The 23,731-nt window shown below is 49.5% G+C and carries 21 protein-coding genes and 2 tRNA genes; 3 read left to right on the top strand and 20 right to left on the bottom strand.

What is annotated here, in order from left to right; translation table 11 throughout:
• The first annotated feature begins 126 nt into the window (after window positions 1-126).
• On the top strand, window positions 127-1,305 hold the full coding sequence (locus ACKC9G_RS08815; protein ID WP_411404575.1) for an acetyl-CoA C-acetyltransferase: 1,179 nt from the start codon (window positions 127-129) through the stop codon (window positions 1,303-1,305).
• 71 nt (window positions 1,306-1,376) lie between these two features.
• On the opposite strand, the gene ACKC9G_RS08810 is transcribed toward ACKC9G_RS08815, so the two are convergent.
• The 15 genes from ACKC9G_RS08810 to rlmE form a co-directional block, all read right to left on the bottom strand.
• Complete coding sequence (locus ACKC9G_RS08810) at window positions 1,377-1,838, bottom strand: c-type cytochrome (RefSeq protein WP_411404574.1); 462 nt, start codon at window positions 1,836-1,838, stop codon at window positions 1,377-1,379.
• Between the two features lie 109 nt (window positions 1,839-1,947).
• The gene (gene pnp / locus ACKC9G_RS08805) at window positions 1,948-4,041 is read right to left on the bottom strand and encodes a polyribonucleotide nucleotidyltransferase (RefSeq protein ID WP_411404573.1); all 2,094 of its coding nucleotides are present in this window, start codon (window positions 4,039-4,041) and stop codon (window positions 1,948-1,950) included.
• 198 nt (window positions 4,042-4,239) lie between these two features.
• Complete coding sequence (gene rpsO, locus ACKC9G_RS08800) at window positions 4,240-4,509, bottom strand: 30S ribosomal protein S15 (RefSeq protein ID WP_411404572.1); 270 nt, start codon at window positions 4,507-4,509, stop codon at window positions 4,240-4,242.
• A 69-nt stretch (window positions 4,510-4,578) separates the two neighbouring features.
• Window positions 4,579-5,511 carry a tRNA pseudouridine(55) synthase TruB gene (gene truB / locus ACKC9G_RS08795; RefSeq protein WP_411404571.1) on the bottom strand — a complete coding sequence of 311 codons (933 nt, stop codon included), beginning with the start codon at window positions 5,509-5,511 and terminating at the stop codon, window positions 4,579-4,581.
• Entirely contained in the window at window positions 5,498-5,905 is a 408-nt protein-coding gene (gene rbfA / locus ACKC9G_RS08790) for a 30S ribosome-binding factor RbfA (protein WP_411404570.1), read from the bottom strand. The genes truB and rbfA overlap by 14 nt, the downstream gene beginning before the upstream one ends.
• A 21-nt stretch (window positions 5,906-5,926) precedes the next feature.
• Complete coding sequence (gene infB / locus ACKC9G_RS08785; RefSeq protein ID WP_411404569.1) at window positions 5,927-8,455, bottom strand: translation initiation factor IF-2; 2,529 nt, start codon at window positions 8,453-8,455, stop codon at window positions 5,927-5,929.
• Window positions 8,456-8,480: 25 nt separating this feature from the next.
• Entirely contained in the window at window positions 8,481-9,965 is a 1,485-nt protein-coding gene (gene nusA / locus ACKC9G_RS08780; protein WP_411404568.1) for a transcription termination factor NusA, read from the bottom strand.
• Window positions 9,966-10,002: 37 nt separating this feature from the next.
• Window positions 10,003-10,458 (bottom strand): ribosome maturation factor RimP, encoded by a 456-nt coding sequence (rimP, locus tag ACKC9G_RS08775; RefSeq protein ID WP_411404567.1) that lies wholly within the window; start codon window positions 10,456-10,458, stop codon window positions 10,003-10,005.
• Window positions 10,459-10,587: 129 nt separating this feature from the next.
• Window positions 10,588-10,664, bottom strand: a tRNA-Met gene (locus ACKC9G_RS08770).
• A gap of 62 nt (window positions 10,665-10,726) precedes the next feature.
• Window positions 10,727-10,812 (bottom strand) — tRNA-Leu (locus ACKC9G_RS08765).
• 20 nt (window positions 10,813-10,832) lie between these two features.
• Window positions 10,833-11,201 (bottom strand): preprotein translocase subunit SecG, encoded by a 369-nt coding sequence (gene secG / locus ACKC9G_RS08760; RefSeq protein WP_411404566.1) that lies wholly within the window; start codon window positions 11,199-11,201, stop codon window positions 10,833-10,835.
• 223 nt (window positions 11,202-11,424) lie between these two features.
• Window positions 11,425-12,771 (bottom strand): phosphoglucosamine mutase, encoded by a 1,347-nt coding sequence (glmM, locus tag ACKC9G_RS08755; RefSeq protein WP_411404565.1) that lies wholly within the window; start codon window positions 12,769-12,771, stop codon window positions 11,425-11,427.
• Between the two features lie 6 nt (window positions 12,772-12,777).
• The gene (gene folP / locus ACKC9G_RS08750) at window positions 12,778-13,602 is read right to left on the bottom strand and encodes a dihydropteroate synthase (protein ID WP_411404564.1); all 825 of its coding nucleotides are present in this window, start codon (window positions 13,600-13,602) and stop codon (window positions 12,778-12,780) included.
• A gap of 74 nt (window positions 13,603-13,676) precedes the next feature.
• Window positions 13,677-15,638 carry an ATP-dependent zinc metalloprotease FtsH gene (gene ftsH, locus ACKC9G_RS08745; RefSeq protein WP_411404563.1) on the bottom strand — a complete coding sequence of 654 codons (1,962 nt, stop codon included), beginning with the start codon at window positions 15,636-15,638 and terminating at the stop codon, window positions 13,677-13,679.
• Between the two features lie 50 nt (window positions 15,639-15,688).
• A complete protein-coding gene (rlmE, locus tag ACKC9G_RS08740; protein ID WP_411404562.1) occupies window positions 15,689-16,309 on the bottom strand; it encodes a 23S rRNA (uridine(2552)-2'-O)-methyltransferase RlmE in 621 nt (206 codons plus the stop codon).
• 99 nt (window positions 16,310-16,408) lie between these two features.
• On the opposite strand from rlmE, the gene yhbY reads away from it, so the two are divergent.
• The gene (gene yhbY / locus ACKC9G_RS08735) at window positions 16,409-16,717 is read left to right on the top strand and encodes a ribosome assembly RNA-binding protein YhbY (protein WP_411404561.1); all 309 of its coding nucleotides are present in this window, start codon (window positions 16,409-16,411) and stop codon (window positions 16,715-16,717) included.
• 82 nt (window positions 16,718-16,799) lie between these two features.
• Here yhbY and greA read toward each other — a convergent pair whose 3' ends face one another.
• The 3 genes from greA to carA all read right to left on the bottom strand — a co-directional run bounded on the left by greA (window position 16,800) and on the right by carA (window position 21,698).
• Window positions 16,800-17,279 (bottom strand): transcription elongation factor GreA, encoded by a 480-nt coding sequence (gene greA / locus ACKC9G_RS08730; protein WP_411404560.1) that lies wholly within the window; start codon window positions 17,277-17,279, stop codon window positions 16,800-16,802.
• Window positions 17,276-20,497 carry a carbamoyl-phosphate synthase large subunit gene (gene carB / locus ACKC9G_RS08725; protein ID WP_411404559.1) on the bottom strand — a complete coding sequence of 1,074 codons (3,222 nt, stop codon included), beginning with the start codon at window positions 20,495-20,497 and terminating at the stop codon, window positions 17,276-17,278. Before carB ends, greA begins: the two co-directional genes overlap by 4 nt.
• Before the next feature lie 64 nt (window positions 20,498-20,561).
• Window positions 20,562-21,698 (bottom strand): glutamine-hydrolyzing carbamoyl-phosphate synthase small subunit, encoded by a 1,137-nt coding sequence (carA, locus tag ACKC9G_RS08720; protein ID WP_411404558.1) that lies wholly within the window; start codon window positions 21,696-21,698, stop codon window positions 20,562-20,564.
• 410 nt (window positions 21,699-22,108) lie between these two features.
• Here carA and smpB point away from each other — a divergent pair, with 410 nt between their 5' ends.
• A complete protein-coding gene (gene smpB / locus ACKC9G_RS08715; protein WP_411404557.1) occupies window positions 22,109-22,582 on the top strand; it encodes an SsrA-binding protein SmpB in 474 nt (157 codons plus the stop codon).
• Window positions 22,583-22,697: 115 nt separating this feature from the next.
• On the opposite strand, the gene ACKC9G_RS08710 is transcribed toward smpB, so the two are convergent.
• Both ACKC9G_RS08710 and lspA read right to left on the bottom strand, forming a co-directional pair.
• Window positions 22,698-23,147, bottom strand: a complete 450-nt coding sequence (locus ACKC9G_RS08710; protein ID WP_411404556.1) for an FKBP-type peptidyl-prolyl cis-trans isomerase — start codon at window positions 23,145-23,147, stop codon at window positions 22,698-22,700.
• Between the two features lie 24 nt (window positions 23,148-23,171).
• Entirely contained in the window at window positions 23,172-23,690 is a 519-nt protein-coding gene (gene lspA, locus ACKC9G_RS08705) for a signal peptidase II (protein WP_411404555.1), read from the bottom strand.
• Between the last annotated feature and the right edge of the window lie 41 nt (window positions 23,691-23,731).

The raw sequence follows: 23,731 nt of genomic DNA, 5'->3' as shown, positions 1-23,731 counted from the left end.
ACATTGCCCATTTATTGATTTCCTTCATATTTTGCTGCTTTGCAACATATGTGAACTGGCGCATTTGCCAATTTATCACCTATGATGATTTGGCCCCTCTCACTACATCATTAAGGGAGATATGTAATGCGTGACGTTGTCATAGTTGCAGCAGGAAGATCAGCAATAGGTAGTTTTGGAGGAGGACTGGCCTCCCTGAGTGCAGCAGAAATCGGAAGTCAGGTTATCAAGTCGCTGCTGGAAAAATCCGGCATCGCCCCAGAGCATGTTGATGAAGTTATTCTCGGACAGGTGCTAACTGCAGGTTGTGGCCAGAATCCCGCACGTCAAACCACGATTCATGCAGGACTGGCAGAAACTGTCCCAGCCATGACCATCAATAAAGTCTGCGGCTCAGGCCTAAAGGCCGTTCATCTTGCAACTCAATCCATCCTCTGTGGCGATGCGGATCTGGTTATCGCCGGTGGACAGGAGAGTATGAGTCAAAGCCCACACGTTTTACCCAAGTCACGTGATGGCCAGAAGATGGGCGACTGGAAGCTCGTCGATACCATGGTGAATGACGGACTATGGGATGCATTCAATGATTACCACATGGGCATCACAGCAGAAAATATCGTCTCCAAGTATGGCTTTACACGCGAAGCGCAGGATGAATTTGCTGCGGCGTCTCAAGCCAAGGCAGAGGCAGCCATGGCCTCTGGTCGTTTTGCTGACGAAATCATTCCTATCAGCGTTCCCCAACGTAAGGGCGACCCTCTGATTGTTGATAAAGATGAGCAGCCGCGTCCCGGCACTACTGCTGACAAGCTTGCCAAACTACGCCCGGCATTCAAGAAAGACGGTAGTGTCACTGCCGGTAATGCTTCTTCATTGAATGACGGTGCGGCCGTTGTGATTCTTGCCAGCGCAGAGAAAGCTAAAGAATTAGGACTGCCTGTGCTAGCTACAATCAAAGGCTACTCAAGCGTAGGGGTTTCCCCTGAAATTATGGGCACCGGCCCCATTGATGCGACGAAGCTCTGCCTGAAGAAGGCAGGTTGGAGCATTAGCGATCTTGATCTTGTTGAGGCGAACGAAGCCTTCGCCGCCCAGGCGATGTCAGTGAACACCTCACTGGAATGGGATACCAGCAAGGTCAACGTCAATGGCGGTGCTATTGCTCTTGGGCATCCTATCGGCGCTTCTGGGTGCCGAATCCTGGTCACTCTGCTACATGAGATGACTAAGCAGGACGCCAAGAAAGGGCTGGCCACGCTGTGTATTGGTGGCGGCATGGGTGTGGCGCTAGCTATCGAGCGATAATCTTGCAAAGCAACTGTCTATAAAGAAAAAGCCATCCTCAGGATGGCTTTTTTTGTAGATGAAAACTGTGATTATTCGCGATAGCTACTATGACAACCCTTGCAGGAACCACCCAGCTCGCCGACAGCCGCCGTTAAAGCATCACTATCACGAGCATCTGCTGCTGCTGAGACTTTACCTAGCGCATCATGAAACTTACCCTGGGCCGCTTTAAAGCCGTCTGGATCTTGCCAAATCTTTTTGGACGCTTCGCTATCCGCCACACCAGCTTCAGTACCCGGCACAAAGGATGAAAACGCGCGGTCACTAGCAGCCTCAAGCGCAGCAACATATTCCTTAGCCTTGGTCTGGTCCACAGCACCACTCTTTGCCAATGACCGAAGGTTACCCGCGTTATCCTTGATCTGATGGAAAGCCTGATGGCGATGCTTGATGATTTGTTCAGGAGACATGCTACTCAAATCGTCAGCCGCCATAGCGGCACCAGAGAATAGCAAGGTTAAAGAAGCAGCAATCACGGATGACTTAATCATTATCCTTCCCTTGAGAGAATGTGTTATCAGCACCTCAAGCATAGGACAGAAAAGGGGGCCATAGGCCCCCTTCACTTGTAACAGAATGTGTGGGCGATCTGTCGCCAGATTACGCTTCTGTCACATCCTTCATGGTCAGCTTGATACGACCACGTTGATCAACATCCAGTACGCGAACCAGGACTTCGTCACCTTCGTTCACATAGTCAGAGACATTGTTAACACGCTCCTGACTGATCTGGGAAATGTGCACCAGACCATCTTTACCAGGCAGGATATTAACAAAGGCACCAAACTCAGCCAGACGTACCACCTTACCTTTGTAAACCTGACCAATTTCAGCTTCACAAACAATGGCTTCGATACGATCTTTGGCCGCGTCTGCAGCTGCACGGGTATCCGCATAAACACGTACGGATCCATCATCTTCGATATCGATGGAAGCGCCAGTCTCTTCACAGATAGAACGGATGGTTGCACCGCCCTTACCGATAACATCACGAATCTTGTCTGCAGCAATCTTCATGGTCAGCATGCTTGGTGCATTAGGCGACACTTCAGGGCGCGCATAACCAATGACAGTGGCCATCTCACGCAGAATGTGCAAACGAGCATCACGCGCCTGCTCAAGAGCGATTTCCATGATTTCTTCAGTGATACCCTGAATCTTGATATCCATCTGCAGTGCAGTGATACCACTTTCGGAGCCAGCCACTTTGAAGTCCATATCGCCCAGGTGATCTTCATCACCCAGAATGTCGGTCAGTACAGCGAAACCGGAAGTCTCTTTAACCAGACCCATCGCAATACCAGCGACCGCCTTCTTCACAGGTACACCTGCATCCATCAGTGCCAAACTGGCAGCACAGACAGAAGCCATAGAACTTGATCCGTTAGATTCTGTGATCTCGGAAACGATACGAATGGTGTAAGGGAAGTCCTCTTCTTTTGGCAGCATGGCTTCAACACCACGACGCGCCAGACGACCATGACCGATCTCACGACGTCCTGGAGGACCCATACGTCCACACTCACCTACAGAGTATGAAGGGAAGTTGTAATGGAACAGGAAGCGATCTTTACGCTCACCTTCCAGCGCATCAATGATCTGCGCATCACGCATGGTACCCAGAGTACAAGTCGCCAGCGCCTGAGTCTCTCCACGAGTAAAGAGCGCAGAACCGTGGGTCTTGGACAGCTTGCCGATCTGTACATTCAGAGCACGAACGGTTTTGTTATCACGACCATCAATACGCGGCTCACCACGAATGATACGACCACGAACAATTTCTTTCTCAAGGCTGGAGAACAGATCACCAACGTGCTCGGCATCTGTTGTTGCCGCATCACCTTCGGCCATAGTACTCATCGCCTGAGAACGCAGTGCATCGATAGCGTCACGACGAGCAGTTTTGTCGGAAACGGTATAGGCCTGAGCCAATGCCTCGCCGACCAAACCTTTCAGCTGATCTTTCAGCTCGGTGTTAGTTGCCTCTGGCTTCCAATCCCAAGCAGGCTTGCCAGCTTCAGCAGCAAACGCCTTAATGGCTTCGATCGCAGTCTGCATCTCCTGATGACCGAACAGTACAGCACCCAGCATTTCGTCTTCGGTCAATTCCTGAGCCTCAGACTCAACCATCAGAACTGCTTCATCAGTACCGGCAACCACCATGTCGAGCATAGAGCTTTTCAGCTGCTCGAAAGTGGGGTTCAGCAGGTAACCTTCTTCTTCACTGAAGCCAACACGTGCTGCACCAATAGGACCAGCGAAGGGGATACCGGAGATGGTCAGCGCTGCAGAAGCACCCAGCATTGCAGCAATATCAGGATCATTAATCTTGTCGGTGGAAACGACTGTACAGATCACCTGAACTTCGTTTTTGAAGCCCTTAGGAAACAGTGGGCGAATTGGGCGATCAATAAGACGAGAGGTCAGAGTCTCTTTCTCAGAAGCTTTAGCTTCACGCTTGAAGAATCCACCAGGAATCTTACCGGCAGAGTAAGTTTTTTCCTGATAGTGAACAGTCAGGGGAAAGAAATCCTGACCGGCTTTGGCTTCACGAGCGCCAACCACAGTACAGAGTACCTGGATATCACCCATGGTAACCATAACTGCACCCGTTGCCTGACGAGCAACTTCACCAGTTTCCAAGCGAATCTCATGACCGCCATACTGGAAGCTTTTAACCACTTTATTGAACATAATTTTTTCCTAGCAAGAACGCTTGGCGAGGATCCCGCGCATTCAGACAAAGCCAGTACTGCACTGGACTCGGGAATAAACCCAGAGCAGTACAGGCTCAACGCGCGTCAGAATTCCTCAAAACGTTATGGATGACAAAAAGCACACCCTTTCTACATGAAAAAACGCCGCGACAAAAGCCGCGGCGCTTCAGTTACCTTAGCGGCGCAGGCCAAGGCGACCGATCAGCTGGGTGTAACGCTGAACGTCTTTCTTCTTCAGGTAATCCAGCAGCTTACGACGCTGGTTAACCATACGGATCAGACCACGACGTGAGTGGTGATCTTTAGCGTTGGCTTTGAAGTGACCCTGCAGGCTGTTGATGTTATGAGTCAGCAGCGCAACCTGAACTTCAGGAGAGCCAGTGTCATTTGCAGACTGACCAAACTCTTTCAGGATCTCAGCTTTCTGTTCTACGGACAGTGCCATTGTTTTTTCTCCGATTAATATGCCATTAACAAACGCTATCCGTGCATATTTACAGATAACGCGCCCCCATCAGGAGGTTTTAAGCAAGCGACGAGCCTTTAACAGCCCATTCGCTTCGATATCCGCCAAGCCCAGAAAAATCTGATCTTCACGGTAGATCCGAACAAGACCTTCGCCATCTCCGGAATTCAATTCCACAGACTGGCCATTAGTGATTTTGCCAGCCTGCAAAGCGCTCAATTCTACCTTATCGAGGTGAAGAACGGCAGTATCTACTGCCAATAAATGCGCTTTGAGCGGATTAGCACCTGCATCAGGATTAGCCATATCCTGACACTGCTCTAGCGTATGAGCCTGATCGAGCCGATAAGGACCAGCTTGGGTGCGTCTAAGAACGCTAACATGTGCGCCACAACCGAGGATCTCACCAATATCTTCCACTAGGGAACGTATATAGGTCCCTTTTGAACAACAAACCTCAAGACGCAAAGTCGTTGAAGTACGCCCCAAAAGCTCCAGCTTATGAATTGTCACCTCTCGACGTTTACTCGACATATCCACTTCCTTGCCCTCTCGAGCAAGTTTGTAGACAGGCTGACCATCGATTTTCAATGCTGAATACTTTGGTGGAGTCTGCTCAATAAGACCGCGAAACTTTTGTAGGACCGATTCGACCATCTCATCTGTCAGCTCAGGCACTGAAGCAACCTTGAGAATTGTTCCTTCAGCATCCCCTGTGTCTGTGATAACACCCAACGTCGCCTCAGTGATGTAAGTTTTATCACTGTCCAACAACATCTGAGAGAATTTCGTTCCTTCACCAAAGCACAAGGGCAGTACGCCTGTTGCCAGAGGATCCAGCGCACCGGTATGACCTGCTTTAGCTGCTCTCAAAAGATGACGGATACGTTGCAGGGCTGAGTTTGAGGTTAACCCTTGGGGCTTATCCAGCACCAGAATACCGTTAACCTCTTGCCAGTAAGAAGATTTATTCTTGGTCATTGGAATCATCAGAAGAGCGTTGGCGAGCGCTGTCTTCACGCACCGCTTGCGTAATTAACGCGCTCAGATGATTACCTCGATTGAGGGTGTGATCATAATGAAAACGCAGAGAAGGAATCACACGCATACTCTTAAGTCCACGTGCCAACTCAGTACGAAGAAAACCCGCCGCCTGATTCAGCAGTTTCTGGGCTTCTTTGTAACCTTCCTCGGAATCATCCGTATTAAGCACAGTGAAATACACGTCAGCGTAGTTAATATCTTTAGAGATACGAACATCACTGACTGTCACAATACCCAATCGGGGATCTTTCATTTCCAGCTGAATGATACGGGCCAGATCCTTTTGGATCTGGTCCGCAACACGCTGGGTACGACTATACTCTTTAGGCATACCTGAGCTCTTGATTCAGGGTTACAGGCTGCGCTCTACGGTCAGCACATCGAATACTTCGATCTGATCACCAACGCGGACATCGTTGTAGTTTTTCACACCGATACCACATTCCATACCCTGACGTACATCGTTGACGTTTTCCTTGAAGCGACGCAGAGAGTCCAACTCACCACCTTCAAAGATAACCACGTTATCACGCAGCACACGCAGTTTCTTACCACGCTGGACGTTACCTTCAATCACCATACAGCCTGCAACCAGACCGAACTTCGGCGAACGGAAGACATCACGCACTTCAGCAGTGCCTAGAATTTGCTCATGGAACTCTGGTGCCAGCATACCAGACAGTGCTTTCTTAACATCATCAATGATGTCGTAGATCACACTGTAGTAACGCATGTCGATACCTTCACGCTCAACGATAGTTTTTGCACCACTATCAGCACGAACGTTAAAGCCGAACACCACGGCACTGGATGCCAGTGCAAGGTTAGCATCAGACTCGGAAATACCACCTACACCACTAGACACGATAGTGACTTTCACTTCGTCATTCGACAGATCAACCAGAGCTGAAGAAAGCGCCTCCAGAGAGCCACGAACATCCGTCTTAAGAACGATATTCAGGTTAGCTACCTTATCAGCACCCATATTCTCAAACAGGTTATCCAGTTTTGCTGCCTGCTGACGAGCCAGTTTCACATCACGGTATTTACCTTGACGGAATAGAGCCACTTCACGAGCTTTCTTCTCGTTAGCCAATACAGTGAAATCATCACCAGCATCAGGTGCACCATCGAGACCCAGGATCTCAACGGGAATTGCGGGACCCGCTTCATCGATCTGATTACCGTCTTCGTCAAGCATAGCTCGGACTCGACCGTAATACATACCAGCCAGAACAACGTCACCACGGCGCAGGGTACCATTTTGAACCAGCAGTGTAGCCACTGTGCCACGACCTTTATCCAGTCGAGACTCAACAACAACACCGCGCCCGGGAATGTTGGAGGCCGCTTTAAGTTCAAGAATCTCTGCAACAAGCAGAACAGTCTCAAGCAGCTCATCAATACCCTGACCACTTTTGGCGGAAACATGAACGAATTCAGTTTCTCCACCCCAACTGGTTGGCACTACACCACGTGCAGCCAGCTCGCTGGTAACGCGATCTGGATCTGCAGCTTCTTTATCGATTTTGTTGATAGCCACAACAAGAGGCACACCCGCTGCTTTCGCATGCTGGATTGCTTCTTCGGTCTGCGGCATTACACCATCATCTGCTGCAACAACAAGAATAACGACGTCAGTTACCTTGGCACCACGAGCACGCATTGCAGTAAAGGCCGCGTGTCCAGGAGTATCCAGGAAAGTCACCATGCCACGATCAGTGTTTACATGATAAGCACCGATATGCTGGGTAATACCACCAGACTCGCCAGCAGCTACACGTGAGCGGCGGATATAGTCGAGCAGGGAAGTTTTACCATGGTCAACGTGACCCATAACGGTAACAACCGGTGCACGATCCTGATAATCGCCTTCTTCAGCGTTTGCCTGCTCTACCAGATTATCTTCCAGCTCATTTTCGTTCAGCAGTTTGACCTTGTGGCCCATCTCCTCAACAACAATGACTGCAGTATCCTGGTCAATCACTTGGTTAATGGTCGCCATTGCGCCCATTTTGAACATAACCTTGATGACTTCTGCAGCTTTTACTGCCATGCGCTCAGCCAGCTCGGCTACAGTGATTGTTTCAGGGATAGAAACTTCACGAACGATAGGAGCTGTAGGCTTCTCAAAGCCATGCTGGTTCGAGGAAGATTTCGCTCCACGCTTGGCTTTCAGAGGTTTGCGCGCACCACCTTTACGGGCACCAAACTCATCATCACCACCGCCTGCAGCACGACGAACACCAACTTTAGCCTTACCAGGCGCACGACGGCTTTCGTCATCATCACGCTCGCTACGACCTTTGCCAGCCTTTCCGGCTTTGTCCTTAGCGGCTTTGCGCTTTTTCTCAGCTTCACTATTCTCTGCTGCCTGAACATCAGCGATAGAAGCAACGGGAGCGGAACTGTCCTCTCTCGTTTTCTTCTTCGGTGCAGCAGCTGGAGCTCCTGCCGGAGCCTTAGTTACTTCAGGAGCTGCCTGTGGAGCCTCCTGCGTAGCAGCTCGCACATCTTCAACCGGTGCAACGGCTTCTTCCTGTTCAGCCTCGGCATTTGCCGCAGCTTCATCACGCTTGACGTAAGTACGCTTCTTACGAACTTCGATGTTTACAGTTTTCTTCTTACCAGAAGAGTTGCTGACTTTCAGCTGACTGGTGGTTTTACGCTTTAAAGTGATTTTCTTGGGAGTAGCATCGCTATTCTCCTCATCACCACCATGGCTCTTCTTCAAAAAAGTCAGCAGAGTCATACGTTCCTTTTCAGAAACGATATCACCGGATTTAGCGTGCTGAAGTCCTGCTTCTTGCATTTGAGTTAACAAACGCTCGACAGGAACTCCAACCACCTCGGCCAGTTGCTGAACGGTAACTTCTGCCATTATGGGTCTCCTCTATCCGCTGCGTTTACTCTTGAGCAAACCAAGGAGCTCGCGCGGTCATAATCAGCTCGGCAGCCCTTTCTTCGGTCATGCCGTCAATTTCCATAAGCTCGTCAATCGACTGTTCGGCCAGATCTTCCATTGTCACAACACCCTTGCTTGCCAGAACAAACGCAAGGTGACGATCCATACCATCCATCGAAAGCAAGTCTTCTGCTGGCTCACCATCAAGCTTCTCTTCTGAAGCGATGGCCATATTCAGCAGGACATCTTTGGCACGACCACGCAGCTCTTCTACCAGTTCTTCGTCGAGTTCTTCGATTTCCATCAGCTCTTCTTTAGGCACATAGGCAACCTCCTCGAGGGTGGTAAAACCTTGCTCCACAAGAAGAACAGCAAAATCTTCATCAACGTCCAGCTGCTCCATAAACAGGGAGACAAGCTTGCCGCTCTCTTCCTGTTGTTTGGCATCAGCGTCCTCTTCGCTCATTACATTGAGCTCCCAGCCAGTAAGCTCACTTGCCAGACGAACATTCTGTCCGCTACGGCCAATGGCTTGGGCCAGATGATCTTCTGCAACGGCGACATCCATCATGTGAGCGTCCTCATCAACAACAATGGAAGCCACATCCGCAGGTGCCATTGCGTTAATAACGTACTGCGCTGAGTTATCGTCCCAAAGGACGATATCGATACGCTCACCTTTCAATTCAGTCGACACAGCCTGTACACGAGCACCACGCATACCAACACAGGCACCCACAGGATCGATACGACCATCATTGGTTTTTACAGCGATTTTTGCGCGTGAACCGGGATCGCGTGCAGCGCCCTTGATCTCAATTACTTCTTCAGCGATCTCAGGCACTTCAATTCGGAAAAGCTCAATGAGCATTTCCGGACACGTACGGCTAAGAACAAGCTGGGGACCTCGACCGTCAGTACGAACTTCTTTCAACAAAGCTCGAACTCGGTCACCAGTTCGGTATGCTTCGCGAGGAATCAACTGATCTCGCGGCAATACAGCTTCTGCGTTATTACCAAGATCTACGATGATATTGTCGCGGGTTACTTTCTTGACAGTAGCGGTGATCAGATCCCCCAGGCGGTCACGATAAGCATCAACGACCTTCGCACGTTCTGCTTCACGGACTTTCTGAATAATAACCTGGCGAGCAGTCTGCGCTGCGATACGACCGAAAGCGATTGATTCAATCTGCTCCTCGTATTCATCGCCTGGTTGAAGGGCTGTATCAATTTCATGCGCTTCCTGCAGCGTTAACTCAGTACCGAGTGCAGGAACGACCTCGTTAGACATTACCAACCAACGACGGAAGGTGTCGTAGTCACCCGTCTTACGATTAATCGCGACGCGAATATCAACTTCTTCTTCGAAACGTTTTTTGGTAGCGGTTGCCAGGGCAATCTCAATGGCCTCGAAAATCACTTCCTTGGACACATCTTTCTCGTTAGAAAGAGCTTCCACCACGTTCAGAATTTCTTTGTTCATGCCTATGCCTCGCCTTGTAGCTCGTCGCTGACAATCCTCAGAATTCCGGTTCTACATTTGCCTTATCGATCAGATCGAAAGGCAACAGATACTCGGTTTCTTCTACCTGCAATGCGATGTTTTCATCGTTCACCGCGCTGAGGCGCCCAATAAACTTGCGCCGCCCTTCAAAAGGCATACGCAAACGTAACTTCACCAACGATCCTGTATATGCAGAAAACTGCTCCAGGTTATAAAGTGGCCGATCCAAACCTGGAGAGGAAACTTCTAATACATATTCACCAGAGATAGGATCCTCAACATCAAGTAAGGCGCTTGCCTGACGACTCACACTGGCACAGTCATCCACACCAACGCCGGACTCACTATCGATATAAACACGCAAAACACTGCGGCGACCTTGCGCCAGAAACTCGACTCCCCATAACTGAAAACCAAGTCCGGACACCACAGGGGCCAGCATTTCATAAAGCGCAGCTTCTTTACCTGTCACTCGGGAAACCTCTCTGACGCAAAAACAAAAAATGGGTCAAAGACCCATTTCCTCTCCCCAGTTAAAACGGGGAATCCTCTCCACAAGTAACAAAAAACCCCTTCTGGAGGGGTTTTCTGGAGAAAATGATGGTTGCGGGGGCCGGATTTGAACCAACGACCTTCGGGTTATGAGCCCGACGAGCTACCAGACTGCTCCACCCCGCGTCAAAATCGCAATTATCTTACATGATAACCAGACTTTACTTCAAGAGATCACATCTCAGATATGGTGCCGAAGGCGGGACTCGAACCCGCACGACCATAGGTCACTACCCCCTCAAGATAGCGTGTCTACCAATTCCACCACTTCGGCAATTCTTTATTACTAGCGGGTTACTTTGAATCTTCACCGACACTAGGCAAGTCATTTACTTCGGCATCATTTACAGACTTCGAAGGAGCAGATGTATTTTGCTCAACTTGCTTGATAACGTCCGCAGAAGGCATACCAACAGCAGACACATCAGAAACTTTTTCTTTGGCAAAATAAGCCAAAGCAAAACTGGTTACAAAAAACGCTGCAGCAAGCCCAGCTGTCATTTTCACTAAAAAAGAGCCTGAACCCTGACTACCAAATACAGTCTGGGAAGCCCCGGAGCCGAATGCAGCACCTGCATCTGCACCTTTGCCCTGTTGCAGCAAAACCAGTGCAATCACACTGACAGCCAAAGCAACATGAACAACAATAACTAGAGTTTCCATTAGCACTTACACCTGCTGTCGCGCACGACAGATCGCAAAAGAAGGATAAAGTTTACTTTACTGATTTTGCCCGGCTTAGTACTTATGCTCTACGCAAGAGCTTTCCAAAACCTCTAGCAGACCAGCATTAAGGTAATTCAACTGGCCGCCTCAACTCACAGAAATACACTGAACGTTTTGAAGCGGCGCCAATACTACTCGTCTAATCAGTCACTTACAAGCCCTAGACAAGCTTAGCGTAAATATTTTCGACCTTAGAAGCCAACTCTTGCCCCAAACTCTCTACGACTTCAAGGCTCTCGTGTTCCAGGGTGACGCGAATTTTTGGCTCTGTACCCGACGCTCGCAGTAAAACCCGCCCCTTCCCATCCAACCGAGTCTCCACTTCAGAAAGCGCAGCGACCAGTTCAGGTATACTCGCCGGGTCCTTCTTAGCAGCTACCCGAACGTTCGTCGTCACCTGTGGCACCTTGCAAATCGCACTACACGCCTGCTGTAGCGTCTGATTATTCCGAACCAATGCCGCCAAGACTTGCAATGCAGCAATGATACCGTCGCCGGTTGAATGCAGATAACGGCAGACAATATGGCCTGAAGCCTCACCCCCCAGCCACCAGCCGCGACTAATGAGCTGCTCCATCACATAACGGTCACCAACTCCCGCCCTGATGAACGGAATACTCTCAGCCGCAAGAGCCTGCTCGAATCCAAAGTTAGACATCAGAGTGCCGACAACCCCCCCTTCAAGTAACCCCTGGGTTTTAAGGTCTTTGGCTATCAGATAAAGAATCTCATCACCATCAACGACTCTTCCAACCTGATCCACCATGACAACACGATCACCATCTCCATCGAAAGCGATTCCAAGATCAGCATTGACTTCTTTTACTTTTGCACACAACGCATCTGGCTCGGTAGAGCCAACGCCTGCATTGATATTCATGCCGTTAGGAGAGCACCCCATTGTTGTCACTTGAGCACCTAGCTCCGAGAACACACTGGGCGCGACATGATAAGTAGCACCATGCGCACAATCCAACACAATCGAGAGCCCTTCCAGACTCAGGTGTCCACCTAATGAGCTTTTACAGAACTCGATATAACGGCCAGCAGCATCTTCTATACGTCTCGCCTTACCCAGCTTTGCAGGCTCAACCATATCCATTGGCTGATCAAGCAACGCCTCAATTTTCTCCTCTACCACATCAGGCAACTTCTCCCCCTGTGCAGAGAAAAACTTAATCCCATTATCTTCAAAGGGATTATGCGAGGCGCTAATAACAATGCCTGCAGCACATTTAAAAGTTCTTGCAAGGTAGGCAATCGCCGGCGTAGGCATTGGCCCTAACAACAAAACATCAACCCCCGCCGCGGATAGACCTGCCTCTAAAGCAGACTCAAACATGTATCCAGATAGGCGAGTATCTTTGCCAATGACGATCCGGCTTCGCCCTTCTTTAGCAAAAACCTTTCCTGCAGCCCAGCCAAGCTTCATGACAAATTCTGGAGTAATGGGAAACTCCCCAACGCGACCACGAATTCCATCAGTGCCAAAATAACGCTTAGACATTCCCATTTATCCTTTTAACACGTGAAAAGCCGTCTTAACGGCATCAGCAGTTTCAGCAACATCATGCACACGAACAATCCATGCCCCCATACTCACTGCAAGTACAGCAAGCCCAACGCTGCCAGCCATGCGCTGATCTACAGGCTTACCCAGGATATCGCCTACCATCGTTTTACGAGATACGCCTACTAATAAAGGACACCCCTCAACACCCAGGCGCGGCAACCCCCTAAACAGCGTTGAGTTATGCCCAAGGGTTTTGCCAAAACCAAAACCGGGATCAAGAATAATGCGACTTTTATCAATCCCATGAAGAACACAGTCATTTATCGCGAAGGTCAGACAATCCAAAACTTCTGAGACGACATCTTCATAGACTGGCGCATTTTGCATTTGCCGAGGCTCACCCTTCATATGCATCAGGCATACTGCAACATCCGACTCACTAACGACAGCCAAAGCCCCTGGACGCGAGAGCGAGCGAACATCATTAATCAAATGTGCTCCAGCACTAATAGCCCCCGCCATCACTTTTGCAGAACTGGTATCGACAGAAATCGCGACATCTAAACGAGAACGGATCGCTTCCACCACAGGAACCACACGATCATACTCTTCAGCTTCAGCAACGTCGGCAGCTCCAGGACGAGTTGATTCACCACCGACATCAATAATACTGGCACCGTTGGCCAGCATTTCTTCTGCCAAGAACAGGGCTTTATCAATTGATTTATAGGCCCGCCCTCCATCAGAAAATGAATCTGGAGTGACATTCAGAATCCCCATAATTTGCGGGCAATCCGATGAAAGCTCACGCTCACGCAGTTTCATCAAGCACTTTCCTTAAACACAAAAAATAAAGGCCGTATGCAACGGCCTTTTTAATATTTGATTACACGGAAATCCTAGTGAGAAGGATGAGCTCCAGGAGCCTCATCGGCACCTTTATCACCATTCTCATCAGAAGAGTCCATTTTTTCATCAGCTTTAGACTCTTCTTCTGCACTGGCACCACCACTACCAGATGCAGGCGGTTCATTATGAGAGTCAGTCCAACCATCTGGTGGAGTAACAGGTTTACGCGACATTAACTCATCAATCTGACCTGAATCGATAGTCTCATACTTCATCAAAGCCTCAGCCATAGCCTCCAGAATATCGCGGTTATCGACGAGAATCTGCTTAGCCTGCTCATAGCATGAGTCGATAATTTGCCGAACTTCCTGATCAATCAACTTAGCCGTTTCAGGTGAATATCCCTTTGCAGCACCACCGGCACCACGACCAAAGGGATCTGCATCATCCTCTGCATAGAGTAGTGGCCCCAATTTTTCAGAAAGCCCCCAGCGAGTCACCATATTATGAGCAAGATGAGTAGCACGCTGGATGTCATTAGAAGCGCCCGTGGTTACTCCCTCTTTACCCAGAGTCATTTCTTCAGCAAGACGTCCACCATACAGACTACAGATAGAACTGATAATTCCCTGACGGCTATGGCTGTAACGATCTTCCTCGGGCAGGAACATTGTCACCCCCAGCGCACGCCCACGCGGAATAATAGTAACTTTGTAAACCGGGTCATGCTCAGGCACTAAACGCCCAATGATTGCGTGCCCTGCTTCGTGATAAGCAGTGTTAAGACGCTCTTTATAAGACATCACCATAGAGCGGCGTTCAGCTCCCATCATGATTTTGTCTTTCGCCTTTTCCAGCAAGCGCATATCAACAAGACGCTTGCCTTCCCGAGCTGCAAATAACGCAGCCTCATTTACAAGGTTTGCGAGATCAGCACCAGAAAAACCTGGCGTACCACGAGCAATCAAATCCGCACGCACATCATCAGCACGAGGCACTTTTCGCAAATGCACTTTCATGATGGCTTCACGGCCGCGAATATCGGGAAGGCCTACATGCACTTGACGATCAAAACGCCCAGGACGCAGCAATGCCGAGTCCAGCACATCAACACGGTTAGTCGCAGCGATAACAATGATACCTTCGTTACCCTCAAAACCATCCATCTCTACGAGTAGCTGGTTCAGAGTCTGTTCGCGCTCATCATGACCCCCGCCCATGCCACTACCACGGTGACGACCAACCGCATCAATCTCATCGATAAATATGATACAGGGCGCTTGCTTTTTAGCTTGCTCAAACATATCTCGAACACGAGATGCGCCCACACCCACAAACATTTCGACGAAGTCGGAACCTGAGATAGAGAAGAAAGGAACTTTGGCTTCACCCGCAATAGCGCGGGCAAGCAATGTTTTACCCGTACCCGGAGGCCCAGCCATCAAAACACCACGGGGAATTTTCCCCCCCAGACGCTGAAACTTGCCGGGATCACGAAGAAAGTCGACAAGCTCACCAACCTCCTCTTTCGCCTCCTCAACACCTGCCACATCAGCAAAAGTTGTTTTGATCTGATCTTCACTCAACAGGCGAGCACGACTTTTACCAAAAGACATTGGCCCACCTTTGCCACCACCGCCTTGCATCTGTCGCATAAAGAACATGAATACAGCAATGATGACCAGAATTGGGAAACTCGCTACCAGAAGTTGCGTCCAGATACTTTGTTGCTCAGGCATTTTGCCTTCGATCGTGACTTTATGATCTAAAAGATCATCCACCAATTTGGGATCCTGCAGCGCCGGACGAATGGTTTCAAAATGATCGCCATCAACACGAGTTCCTTGGATCGTGTAACCATCAATCACAACGCGACTCACACGCCCAGCCTGAACTTCAGAGACAAAATCTGAATAGCTGACACGCTGCCCTTCAGACTCAACACTGAAGTTGTTGAAGACCGTCAGCAGCACTGCGGCAATAATCAGCCAAAGCACCAAGTTTTTTGCCATATCGTTCAAGAGCCCACCCTCTTCAACCTTATTATCTTTCCTGAACTAACTCAGGCACGAAACCCTAAACCCACAAGATAAACTTCACGAGATCTTGCACGGGAAGCATCTGGCTTTCGGGTCAGCACTCGATCAAACGAGCTTCTAAGCTCTTGCATGTATTCCTGGAATCCTTCTCCTTGGAACACTTTTGCGACAAAGTTACCATCAGGCACTAGCACAGTTCTAGCCAAGTCTAAGGCTAGCTCTACCAGATACATGGCTGCCGGCTGATCAATATTGGAATTACCACTCATATTGGGGGCCATGTCCGATATTACAAGATCAGCTCGCTGCCCGTTCATGCGCTCTAAGATCGCATTGTAGACCTCTTCAGAGGTGAAATCGCCCTGAATAAAGTCGACACCTGCAATTGAGTCCATTGGCAGAATATCAGAGGCGATAACCGTACCATGATCTCCAACCAAAGACGCTGCGACTTGTGACCACCCACCTGGAGCAGCGCCTAAATCTATCACACGCATTCCGGGCCTAAATAGCCGATCCTTGTCATTTATTTCCATCAGTTTGTAACTTGCGCGACTGCGATAGCCATCCTGACGAGATTTTTTGACATACTGATCGGCAAAATGCTCCTGAAGCCAGCGTCCACTACTTTTAGATCGAGCCAAAACTACTAACTCCTCACGGATACCTACTCAAAACCAGCACGATTAAGTACAATTTCCGTTTTGGCAGATGCCACCTGAATAGAAAACGAAACGGATATTATGAGCTTAACCACTGAAGAAAAAAAGCGCCTGCGCGGCATCGGCCACCATCTCAAACCCGTAGTCACCGTTTCTGACCGCGGACTCTCTGAAGGTGTCGTACAGGAAATGGATCGCGCCCTGGAGGATCACGAACTCATAAAAGTGAAGTTCAGTATTCCGGACCGCGAGGAAAAGCGTGAAGTTATGGCTGACTTGGCGCAAGTCTGCGAGGCAGAACTTATCCATATCATTGGAAACATTGGCCTCTACCTGCGTAAAGCAACTAAGCCTAACCCAAAGCTTTCCAATTTAAAGCGCTTCCAATAAAAACTGCGTACAGACAATCTCTGTACTTATATTGAAGACAAAAAAAGAGCCGCATACGCGGCTCTTTTCATTAGTGCAGTTGTCAGATTATGTGCTCGACAGCACCAACCTCATATTCCACATCACCCTTGGGCGTCTTAACGACAACCACTTCACCTTCCTCTTTGCCAATTAAAGCTCGAGCAATCGGGGAGTTAACTGAGATTTTACCTGATTTCAGATCAGCTTCATCATCACCAACAATCCGATAGGTAACGGTAGTGTCATTTTCAAGATTGAACAACTCAACAGTTGTTCCAAAAATCACCTTACCGGAGTGAGGCAGCTTGGAAACATCAATAACCTGGGCATTCGCCAGCTTAGATTCAATCTCCTTAATACGCCCTTCACAAAATCCCTGCTGCTCGCGCGCAGCATGATATTCAGCGTTTTCCTTCAGGTCTCCGTGCTCTCTGGCTTCCGCAATCGCTGCAATAATACGCGGACGATCTTCGGACTTCAGGCGAGAAAGCTCCTCACGAAGCATTTTCTCGCCCTGCACTGTCATCGGGATCCTACTCATACGTCAATTCCTGCATGCAGTTCCTGGAGGCGACGTACTGTACTCAGCTCGCCGAAGCTACGTGCCATACAAACTGCATGAGCACCCGCCAGGGTTGTCGTGTAAGGCACTTTATGCTGTAGCGCGGAACGACGAATCAGAGAAGAATCCTCAATCGCCTGACGTCCCTCAGTTGTGTTGACAACATAGGCGATCTCGCCATTTTTAATCATATCAACAACATTAGGACGACCTTCGGTCACTTTGTTCACACGCTCAGCGTCAACACCCGCGTCAGTCAGCGCCTGATGAGTACCGCCTGTGGCGATAATAGTGAAGCCCTGCGCGATCAGGTTTTGCGCCAGAGTGATAGCTTCCGGCTTATCCGCATCACGAACACTGATAAAGGCTTTACCCACTTGAGGCAAACGCTCACCGGCACCAAGGCTCGCTTTGGCAAAGGCCTCCGAGAAGCTCTCACCTACTCCCATTACTTCACCCGTTGACTTCATTTCAGGGCTAAGAATGGGATCCACGCCCTGGAACTTGGCAAACGGGAAGACTGACTCTTTGACACTGTAATAAGGAGGTACGATTTCCTTAGTAAAGTTTTGAGCACCCAAGGTAACGCCGGCCATTGCACGCGCAGCGACTTTTGCCAGCGAGGTACCAATGCACTTTGAAACGAAAGGCACGGTACGCGAAGCACGCGGATTAACTTCGATGACATAGATTTCGCCATCCTGCCACGCTAACTGGACGTTCATCAGGCCCTTTACGCCCAGCTCAATCGCCATGCGCTTAACCTGGTCACGCATCTGGTCCTGAACATCTGCAGGCAGACTGTACGGTGGCAGTGAGCAGGCAGAGTCACCAGAGTGAACACCACACTGCTCGATATGCTGCATGATGGCACCAATCACAACCGTTTCGCCATCAGAAACCGCATCAATATCGACTTCAACAGCTTTGTGCAGGAATCGATCCAGCAGCACAGGGGCGTCATTGGACACTTTAACTGCATTGTTCATGTAACGACGCAATTCGTCTTCTTTATGAACAATCTCCATTGCACGACCACCCAAAACATAAGAAGGACGCACAACTAATGGATAGCCAATTTGCTCAGCGCAGCGAACAGCTTCTTCGATGCTTCGAACGGTGGCATTAGCAGGCTGCTTAAGTTCAAGCTTCTGCAACATGCGCTGGAAGCGCTCGCGATCTTCTGCACGATCAATAGCATCCGGTGTTGTGCCGATAATGGGCACACCTGCTTCTTCCAGAGCAACAGCCAATTTAAGAGGCGTTTGTCCGCCGAACTGCACAATCACGCCTACTGGCTTTTCGATGCGGACGATCTCAAGAACATCCTCCAGTGTCACCGGCTCGAAATAGAGACGATCGGATGTGTCATAGTCGGTAGAAACTGTCTCAGGGTTACAGTTAACCATGATAGTTTCGTAACCATCTTCACGCATTGCCAATGCTGCGTGCACACAGCAGTAGTCAAACTCGATGCCCTGGCCGATACGGTTAGGACCACCACCCAGCACCATAATCTTATTACGATCAGAAGGGTTTGCTTCACACTCTTCCTCATAGGTCGAGTACATGTAAGCCGTATCAGTGGAGAACTCAGCCGCACAAGTGTCCACACGCTTATAGACAGGGTGAACTCCCAAAGCCCAACGACGCTTACGGAACTCTTTCTCGCTGACCCCCATAAGCTCTGCCATGCGGTCATCAGAGAAACCTTTACGCTTGGCACGGTAAAGGGTGTCTTTATCCAGTTCAGAAACTGCCAGTTTGGACAGTTTATCTTCCGTTTCCACCAGGTCTTTCACCTGAACAAGGAACCAAGGATCAATGCCGGACATTTTGTAGCATTCTTCAAGCGACATACCATGTCGGAAGGCATCAGCTAGGAACCAGATGCGATCCGCGCCGGGCAGCGTCAGCTCACGTACCAACAGGTCGCGAACCTCTGGATCATTATGATCCACCACTGAGTTAAGGCCGGTTTTACCCACTTCCAGACCACGCAGCGCTTTTTGCAACGACTCCTGGAAAGTACGACCAATGGCCATAACTTCACCAACAGACTTCATCTGCGTCGTCAGACGGTCATTAGCCTGTGGGAATTTTTCAAAAGTAAAACGAGGGATCTTAGTTACAACGTAATCGATAGAAGGCTCGAAAGACGCCGGTGTTTTACCGCCAGTGATGTCGTTCTGCAGCTCATCCAGCGTATAGCCGACAGCCAGCTTGGCAGCCACTTTAGCAATCGGGAATCCCGTTGCCTTGGAAGCCAGAGCAGAGGAGCGGGAAACACGGGGATTCATCTCAATAACAACCATACGGCCGTCTTGTGGATTGATACCAAACTGAACGTTAGACCCGCCTGTTTCTACACCGATTTCACGCAGTACAGCCAGAGAGGCATTACGCATCAGCTGATACTCTTTATCAGTTAGCGTTTGCGCAGGAGCCACTGTAATAGAGTCGCCGGTGTGAACGCCCATGGCGTCAAAGTTTTCGATGGCACAGATGATGATACAGTTGTCATTCTTGTCACGGACAACCTCCATCTCATACTCTTTCCAGCCGATCAGCGACTCATCGATCAGCAGCTCGCGCGTTGGAGAGAGATCCAAGCCACGCTGGCAGATTTCTTCAAACTCTTCCTTGTTGTAAGCGATACCACCGCCTGAACCGCCCATGGTAAAGGAAGGACGAATAATACAAGGGAAACCGATATCAGCCTGAACATTCCACGCTTCGTCCATGCTGTGAGCAATCGACGCACGCGGACACTCAAGCCCAATCTTCTTCATTGCCACATCAAAGCGATCACGGTTTTCCGCTTTGTCGATGGTATCTGCGTTAGCGCCAATCATCTCAACGCCAAACTTTTCCAGCACACCGTGACGTTCAAGGTCCAGCGCACAGTTCAGTGCTGTCTGACCGCCCATGGTAGGCAATACTGCATCAGGACGTTCTTTTTCGATAATACGGGCAACCGTTTCCCACTGAATTGGCTCGATGTAAGTCGCATCAGCCATAGCAGGGTCAGTCATGATGGTGGCTGGGTTGGAGTTAACCAGAATGACGCGGTAGCCTTCTTCACGCAGAGCCTTACAAGCTTGGGCACCGGAATAGTCAAACTCACAGGCCTGGCCGATAACAATAGGGCCAGCGCCGATAATCAAAATACTGCTTAAATCTGTACGTTTTGGCATGTCTCTCTACCACTTAGCAAGCGGGTGACTGGCTGCCCAAGCAGGCAGCCGCTCTGGCTCCAAATCAGCGATTGGCCTTATATTCACCAATTTCACGAATGAAACGGTCGAACAGTGGCGCTACATCGTGCGGGCCGGGGCTTGCCTCAGGATGTCCCTGGAAGCTAAATGCTGAACAATCAGTGCGCTCGATACCTTGCAGCGTCCCATCAAACAAGGACTTGTGGGTTGCACGCAGGTTGGCAGGCAAGCTGGATTCATCTACGGCGAAACCGTGGTTCTGGCTGGTAATCATTACCACACCGGTATCCAGGTTCTGAACAGGGTGGTTAGCACCATGATGACCGAACTTCATCTTCACGGTTTTGGCGCCACTTGCCAGAGCCAGCAACTGATGACCAAGACAGATACCAAACACAGGCACACGTGCTTCGATAACCTCACGAATTGCCTGAATAGCATAATCACAAGGCTCGGGATCACCAGGTCCGTTGGACAGGAATACGCCATCCGGATTCAAAGCCAGCACTTCAGCAGCAGAAGTTTTTGCAGGCACTACAGTCAGGCGGCAACCACGTTCAGAAAGCATACGCAGAATGTTGGTTTTAACGCCGTAATCAAAGGCAACAACGTGGAAAGGCTGATTTTCAGGCGTTTTATGCCCTGCACCCAACGCCCATACACCTTCGGTCCATTCATACTGCTCTTCGACAGTGACTTCTTTCGCCAGATCCATTCCCTTGAGACCGGGGAAAGCACGCGCTGCCTCAATGGCTGCATTTTCATCAATGTTGTCGCCCGCAACCAAACAACCGTTCTGTGAGCCTTTTTCGCTCAGCAGACGAGTCAGCTTACGCGTATCAATGTCGGCAATACCCACAATGTTACGCTGACGCAGATAGTCATCCAGAGCCTGCTCATTTCGGAAGTTGCTTGCCAGCATGGGTAAATCACGAATGACCAGTCCAGCAGCATGAACCTGTGAGGACTCCTGGTCTTCGGAATTGGTTCCAGTATTACCGATGTGAGGATAAGTGAGAGTAACGATTTGGCGAGAATAAGAAGGATCAGTCAAAATTTCCTGATATCCGGTCATGGACGTGTTGAACACGACCTCCCCGACTGATTGACCATCAGCGCCAATCGCAACACCCCGGAATACGGTGCCATCTTCAAGGGCAAGAATGGCTGGCTTAAGCAATTTAACCTCCCGGCATGAGCACATAAGATAAGAACTTCATTGGGCGATGCTGATTGATAGTTGCAAAAAAGCGAGATAAAACATCTTGGTTTCATCTCGCTTTCAAGAAAAGGCTATCACCATTTCGGATTCCTCGTCCTTCAAGCCCTCAGGCGTTGAACTTCGCGAGTCCTAGGCTGTAAGCTGCTCGCATCTACTGCAGCTAAATCCCGTCTATGATAAACATGCGACCCTAAGCTGTCTACCGCTTTGGTCTTAGATGGCAGATAAACTTGCCAGATGCCTGTTTTGCAGTAAAACCTGTTGCAACTCTACCCCCGAAGCCCCATTACCCTTCTCTGTTTCAGCAATTCATCGCATAATGCCTGACAAATCAGGCTGTAATGCATGCAAACGCTTTCGGAAGACGGATGAGCAAGAAGAAAAAGACCAGTTCTGACAACTTGATTGCCCAGAACAAACGTGCCCGACATGACTACCATATCGAAGAGCGCTTCGAGGCCGGACTTGTACTCATGGGCTGGGAAGTCAAAAGCCTTCGTGCAGGTAAAGGATCTCTGGCAGATGCCTACGTCATCATCAAGGACGGCTATGCCAGCATCGTTGGCACCCATATTTCTCCGCTGCTAACAGCATCCAGCCATGTAGTTTGCAACCCAACTCGAGAGCGATCACTGCTGCTGCACCAGCGCGAAATTGACAGCCTTGAGGATGCTATAAACCAGAAAGGCTATACCTGCGTACCTCTTTCACTGTACTGGAAAGGCCATCTGGTTAAATGCGACATCGCGTTAGTGAAGGGCAAAAAACTTTATGACAAACGAGATGCCGAGAAAGATCGAGACTGGGCAAGACAGAAAGAACGCCTGATGAAGCTTAACTAGGCATGTATACATCGAAGAGAAATAAAAAAGCCGGCGTTTTGCCGGCTTTTTTATAAGTGCTTTTTTCAACCAGCAAAGCCACCGCTCACACGACAACTTGCTCAATATCCTTGTACTAGACAGGCGGTTGCACTTGATAGAGCTTAGCCTTGAAGATAATGGCTTTTCCCGCCAATGGATGATTAAAGTCAACCGTGACACGATCAGGCTCAATCGCTGAGACGACTCCCGGCAACTCAGAGTTAATCGCATCACTAAAGGAAATCACCATCCCCTCTTCCAATATCATTTCCTGGTCAAACTGATCTGGTTTGAAGTATTGAATATTGGCAGGATTCCATTGACCAAAAGCATGTTCAGGCTCCAGAATCACTTCAACTTCAGCACCTTCCGGCCGACCAAGAAGCGCCCTCTCAAACCCCTCGAGTAAGCTGCCATCACCCACAACAAAAGATGCTGGCTCTCGGTCAAAATTGGAGTCAACCAACTCGCCAGTCTGAAGCGTTAAAGAAAAATGCAGGGTAACCCGCGCATGCAATGCAACTTCTGCCGCAGAGTTTGTCATCTCTAAAACCTGATCCAGTCAATCTCAGCTGCGCTTATCGGCCGCAGCATCAGTGTCACTTTTTTTCCACCCGAGCATCTCCGGGATCAGCATCAGCGCTCCTAACGTAATGCCTACATCCGCGATATTAAATGCCGGGAAATACCAATCGGCGTAATGGAAAGAAAGAAAATCCACCACATAGCCGTGAATCATACGGTCATAAAGGTTACCCAGAGCACCGCCGAGCACCAGACACAAGGCAACTGTCTGCCAACGCTGTTCCTGACGAAGCACCAATAGCCAGCGAACTATAACCACTGCGACGATGATTGCCAGCGCAGCAAAGAACCACCGCTGCCACCCCCCAGCAGCTGCCAGAAAACTGAATGCAGCCCCGGTATTGTGCAATAACGTTAGATTAAACACCGGCAGCACATAGACTGGGTCAGCATAGTCGAGAGCACCTGAAGCCATGGATTTTGTCCACAGATCCAGAATCAACACCAGCAAAGTAATCCACAACCAGACAAGATTTTTTGGATACATCACCGTATTAGCCATCAGAAAGCTCTCATCTATCCAGATCCTATAACCGGGCTTCG

The sequence above is a fragment of the Pokkaliibacter sp. CJK22405 genome, from assembly GCF_046614695.1.
Lineage (GTDB): Bacteria > Pseudomonadota > Gammaproteobacteria > Pseudomonadales > Balneatricaceae > Pokkaliibacter.
This window is presented reverse-complemented; position numbering and strand designations above follow the sequence as displayed.

Coding starts and splice junctions, on each gene's coding strand:
- lspA (WP_411404555.1), bottom strand. CDS start 23,690: ATGGCTAATACGGTGATGTATCCAAAAAATCTTGTCTGGTTGTGGATT.
- ACKC9G_RS08710 (WP_411404556.1), bottom strand. CDS start 23,147: ATGACAAACTCTGCGGCAGAAGTTGCATTGCATGCGCGGGTTACCCTG.
- pnp (WP_411404573.1), bottom strand. CDS start 4,041: ATGTTCAATAAAGTGGTTAAAAGCTTCCAGTATGGCGGTCATGAGATT.
- rpsO (WP_411404572.1), bottom strand. CDS start 4,509: ATGGCACTGTCCGTAGAACAGAAAGCTGAGATCCTGAAAGAGTTTGGT.
- truB (WP_411404571.1), bottom strand. CDS start 5,511: ATGACCAAGAATAAATCTTCTTACTGGCAAGAGGTTAACGGTATTCTG.
- glmM (WP_411404565.1), bottom strand. CDS start 12,771: ATGTCTAAGCGTTATTTTGGCACTGATGGAATTCGTGGTCGCGTTGGG.
- rbfA (WP_411404570.1), bottom strand. CDS start 5,905: ATGCCTAAAGAGTATAGTCGTACCCAGCGTGTTGCGGACCAGATCCAA.
- ACKC9G_RS08815 (WP_411404575.1), top strand. CDS start 127: ATGCGTGACGTTGTCATAGTTGCAGCAGGAAGATCAGCAATAGGTAGT.
- yhbY (WP_411404561.1), top strand. CDS start 16,409: ATGAGCTTAACCACTGAAGAAAAAAAGCGCCTGCGCGGCATCGGCCAC.
- greA (WP_411404560.1), bottom strand. CDS start 17,279: ATGAGTAGGATCCCGATGACAGTGCAGGGCGAGAAAATGCTTCGTGAG.
- folP (WP_411404564.1), bottom strand. CDS start 13,602: ATGAAACTGCGTGAGCGTGAGCTTTCATCGGATTGCCCGCAAATTATG.
- infB (WP_411404569.1), bottom strand. CDS start 8,455: ATGGCAGAAGTTACCGTTCAGCAACTGGCCGAGGTGGTTGGAGTTCCT.
- nusA (WP_411404568.1), bottom strand. CDS start 9,965: ATGAACAAAGAAATTCTGAACGTGGTGGAAGCTCTTTCTAACGAGAAA.
- smpB (WP_411404557.1), top strand. CDS start 22,109: ATGAGCAAGAAGAAAAAGACCAGTTCTGACAACTTGATTGCCCAGAAC.
- secG (WP_411404566.1), bottom strand. CDS start 11,201: ATGGAAACTCTAGTTATTGTTGTTCATGTTGCTTTGGCTGTCAGTGTG.
- ftsH (WP_411404563.1), bottom strand. CDS start 15,638: ATGGCAAAAAACTTGGTGCTTTGGCTGATTATTGCCGCAGTGCTGCTG.
- ACKC9G_RS08810 (WP_411404574.1), bottom strand. CDS start 1,838: ATGATTAAGTCATCCGTGATTGCTGCTTCTTTAACCTTGCTATTCTCT.
- carB (WP_411404559.1), bottom strand. CDS start 20,497: ATGCCAAAACGTACAGATTTAAGCAGTATTTTGATTATCGGCGCTGGC.